This window comes from Bacteroides sp. CAG:633 (genome assembly GCF_000435115.1).
Classification (GTDB): Bacteria; Bacteroidota; Bacteroidia; order Bacteroidales; family Bacteroidaceae; genus Bacteroides; species Bacteroides ndongoniae.
Genome location: NZ_FR883123.1, coordinates 14,217 through 18,572 on the forward strand (window position 1 = coordinate 14,217; position 4,356 = coordinate 18,572).

The following is a 4,356-nucleotide window of genomic DNA, read 5'->3' on the forward strand; positions in this document are numbered from 1 at the left end:
CCGCGTCCCCGGCCATCCGTGTCCAAGGGGACACGAACGTTATTCTGCTCCGGCAAATTCCATCAGGTAAGCCTTGACGAATCCGTCTATCTTGCCGTCCATCACGCCGTTCACGTCGCTTGTCTGGTAGTTGGTGCGGTGGTCTTTCACACGGCGGTCGTCGAAGACGTAGCTGCGGATCTGCGAACCCCACTCAATCTTCTTCTTGCCGGCCTCAACCTTCGCCTGCTCGGCCATGCGGTGCTTCATCTCTTTGTCGTACAGCATGGAGCGGAGGAGTCGCAATGCATTTTCGCGGTTCTTCGGCTGGTCGCGCGTCTCGGTGTTTTCAATCAGGATTTCTTCTTCCTCGCCCGTGTAGGGATCCTTGTACTGATAACGCAGACGGACGCCGGACTCTACCTTGTTCACATTCTGTCCACCCGCACCGCCGCTTCGGAAAGTATCCCACGAAATGCGTGCCGGCTCGATGGTCACTTCGATGGTGTCATCGACCAACGGGGTGACAAAGACGGATGCAAACGAAGTCATTCGCTTGCCCTGTGCATTGTAGGGCGACACGCGTACCAGGCGATGTACTCCGTTTTCACCTTTCAGGTAACCGTAGGCATAGCTGCCTGCTATTTCGATGGTACAAGTCTTGATGCCCGCTTCGTCGCCTTCCTGCAAGTTGGCAATCGTGGCTTTGTAACCATGAGTTTCGGCATAGCGCAGGTACATACGCATCAGCATGCTGGCCCAGTCCTGGCTTTCCGTACCTCCGGCACCGGAGTTGATCTTCAGCACGCAGTCCATCTGGTCGGCCTCGTCGCGAAGCATGTTCTTCAGTTCGAGTGCCTCGACGGCATCGGCAGCTTTGCTGTAAGCCTCGTCCACCTCTTCTTCGGTCACCAGTTCGTCTTTATAGAAGTCGAAAGCCAGCTGCAGTTCGTCGGCTAGGGTCTTCACTTCGTTGTATCCCTCAATCCATTGCTGCAGGCCTTTCACCTTCTTCATCTGCGCTTCGGCAGCCTTCTGGTCGTCCCAGAAACCGGGTGCCTGCGTGCGCAGCTGCTCTTCTTCTACTTGAATCTTTTTCCCTTCGATGTCCAGATAGCGGCAGAGCGCTTCGGTACGTTCCTTGATGTCCTTCAGTTGTTCTATGGTAATCATCTGTCTATGTGATTTAGCTGTTATTCTTGATGCATGGAAGTCGAAATCTGCGCAAAAGACCTGCCTTCGGCAGCAGATTCTTCCGTTCGGCTTGCAAAGGTATGAAAAAAACGCATAAATTTGCGGTTATCAACCTAATTAAGTATTGCTTATGAACAAACGAATCAGACAATTCGGTTTTTCGCTCCTGCTGCTGGCCACGTTAGGACTGGGCAGCTGCAGTTCGAAGTACAGTTACGAGACTGTTCCCAACGACCCGCTTCAGGCACGCATCTACACCCTGGACAACGGGCTGAAAGTGTACATGACCGTCAACAAGGACGAGCCACGCATCCAGACCTACATTGCCGTGCGCGTAGGCGGTAAGAACGACCCCGCCGAAACAACCGGTCTGGCCCACTACTTCGAACACCTGATGTTCAAGGGTACCAACCACTTCGGCACCCAGAACTACGAAGTGGAGAAACCGCTGCTGGACCAGATTGAACAGACGTTCGAAGTCTATCGCAAGACTACCGACGAAGACCAGCGCAAAGCCATCTACCATACCATCGACAGCCTTTCGTACGAGGCCTCGAAGTATGCCATCCCCAACGAGTACGACAAGCTGATGGCCGCCATCGGAGCCAACGGCACCAACGCCTACACCAGCTACGACGTGACCTGCTACACGGAAGACATCCCCAGCAACGAAGTGGAGAACTGGGCCAAGATTCAGGCCGACCGCTTCAAGAACTGCGTGATCCGCGGTTTCCACACCGAGCTGGAAACGGTTTATGAAGAAAAGAACATGTCGCTCACCCAGGATAGCCGCAAGGTATATGAGCAGACCCTTGCCGCCCTCTTCCCCCATCACCCCTACGGCACACAGACCGTGCTGGGTACACAGGAAGACCTGAAGAATCCCTCCATCACCAACATCAAGAACTACTTCAAGACGTGGTACGTGCCCAACAACATGGCCATCTGCCTCAGCGGTGACTTCGACCCCGACCAGATGATTGCCACCATCGACAAGTACTTCGGCGACATGCAGCCCAACCCCAACCTGCCCAAGCTCAACCCGGGCAAGGAAGCACCCATCACCACACCCATCGTGCGCGAAGTGTTCGGCCCCGAGGCCGAGAACGTAAGCCTGGCATGGCGCTTCCCCGGTGCGGCCAGCAAGGACATCGAAACCCTGCAAATCGTTTCGCAGATATTGTACAACGGACAGGCCGGCCTCATCGACCTCGACCTGACGCAACAGCAGAAGACACTGCTCGCCTACTGCTACCCCATGACCATGAGCGACTACAGCGCCTTCCTGATGGCCGGACGCCCCAAAGCCGGACAGACACTGGACGAAGTGAAGGACCTGCTGCTGGGCGAGCTGAAGAAGCTGCGCGACGGCGATTTTGACGAAAGCCTGCTCGAAGCCAACATCAACAACTTCAAGCTGTACCAGATGAAACAGTTGGAAAGCAACGACGCCCGTGCCGACTGGTTCGTACAGTCGTTCATCAACGGAAGCCAGTGGGCCGACGAAGTGACCGCCCTGGACCGCATGGCCAAACTGACCAAGCAGGACATCGTGGACTTTGCCAACAAGTACCTGAAGGACGACAACTATGCCATCATCTACAAGCGCCAGGGCAAGGACCCCAACGAAAAGAAGATAGAGAAACCCCAGATTACGCCCATCGTAATGAACCGTGACACCGCGAGTGCCTTCCTCAAGGAGATTCAGGCAAGCAAGGTGCAACCCATCGAACCGGTCTTCCTGGACTTCTCGAAAGACCTGACCCAACTGAAGGCCAAGGATGACATCCCCGTCATCTACCGCCACAACAGCACGAACGACCTGTTCGAACTGATTTACCTCTTCGACATGGGCAACCGCAACGATAAGGCGCTGGGCATGGCCGCTCAATACCTAGAGTATCTGGGCACCTCGGACATGACGCCCGAACAGGTGAAGAGTGAGTTCTACCGCATGGCTTGCACCTTCTATGTGTCGCCGGGCAGCGAACGTACCTATATTGTACTCTCTGGCCTCAACGAAAACATGCCGCAAGCCGTGGCCCTGTTCGAGAAACTGCTGGCCGACGCGCAAGTCAACCCCGAAGCCTATAACAACTTAGTAGCCGACCTGCAGAAGAGCCGCTCTGACGCCAAGCTGAACCAGTCGCAGAACTTCAGCCGACTGATGGTCTATACCGAATGGGGTCCCACCAACTACGCCACCAACCAGCTGAGCAACGCCGAACTGAAGGCCATGAATCCGCAACAGCTTGTCGATCGCATCCACCAACTGAACAGCTACAAGCACCGCATCACCTACTACGGCCCCAGCAAGACCGAAGAACTGCTGGCCGTCATCAACAAGGAGCACCGTGTACCCGACACCCTGAAAGACGTGCCGCAGGGCATCGAATTCAAGCAACAGCTTACGCCGGAAACCAAAGTCTATATCGCCCCCTACGAAGCCAAGAACATTTACATGGCACAGATTTCGAACCGAGGCGAAAAGTATGACCCCGCCATCGAACCCGGCCGCAAACTGTACAACGAATACTTTGGCGGCGGAATGAACTCCATCGTCTTCCAGGAAATGCGCGAAAGCCGCGGACTGGCCTACTCGGCATGGGCCGGAATGGATCGTCCGAGCCTGCCCAAGTACAACTACACGGTCAGCACATACATCGCCACCCAGAACGACAAGTTGATGGACGCCATCCGTACGTTCAACGACATCATCGACAACATGCCCCAGTCCGAAGCCGCCTTCAAGCTGGCCAAGGAAGGCCTCATCGCCCGACTGCGCACCGAACGCATCCTGAAGAGCGACATCATCTGGGCATACATCAACGCACAGGACATGGGCGAAACGACCGACAGCCGCATCCGCCTGTACAACGACGTGCAGACCGCAACCCTGAAGGACATCACCGACTTCCAGCAGAAGTGGATCAAAGGCCGCACGTACAACTATTGCATCCTGGGCGACAAGAAAGAACTCGACATGGAATCGCTGAAGAAGATAGGTCCCGTCATCGAACTGACAACGGAAGACATCTTCGGCTATTGATACTTCCGCCATCCTGATACGCAGGCGGGTGTACCGGCACAGGGAATTTTCCCTACCGGCACACCCGCCTGTTTTTTGTCCCTCCAACCCTGCTCACAACCGCTCTACGAAGGGGTGCCGAGCAACACAAGTGT

2 protein-coding genes are annotated in these 4,356 nt (G+C 55.4%); one reads left to right on the forward strand and one right to left on the reverse strand.

Annotated features, from left to right (window positions below):
• Positions 1-39: 39 nt before the first annotated feature.
• Positions 40-1,152, reverse strand: coding sequence for a peptide chain release factor 2 (gene prfB, locus QVP67_RS12345; protein WP_022163871.1), 1,113 nt, complete (start codon positions 1,150-1,152; stop codon positions 40-42).
• A 151-nt stretch (positions 1,153-1,303) separates the two neighbouring features.
• Between prfB and QVP67_RS12350 the strand changes: the two genes are divergently transcribed.
• Entirely contained in the window at positions 1,304-4,222 is a 2,919-nt protein-coding gene (locus QVP67_RS12350; protein WP_022163872.1) for a M16 family metallopeptidase, read from the forward strand.
• Positions 4,223-4,356 lie beyond the last annotated feature (134 nt).

What these genes read in the sequence shown, in the direction of transcription:
- prfB (WP_022163871.1), bottom strand. Translation starts at nt 1,152, where the DNA reads ATGATTACCATAGAACAACTGAAGGACATCAAGGAACGTACCGAAGCG.
- QVP67_RS12350 (WP_022163872.1), top strand. Translation starts at nt 1,304, where the DNA reads ATGAACAAACGAATCAGACAATTCGGTTTTTCGCTCCTGCTGCTGGCC.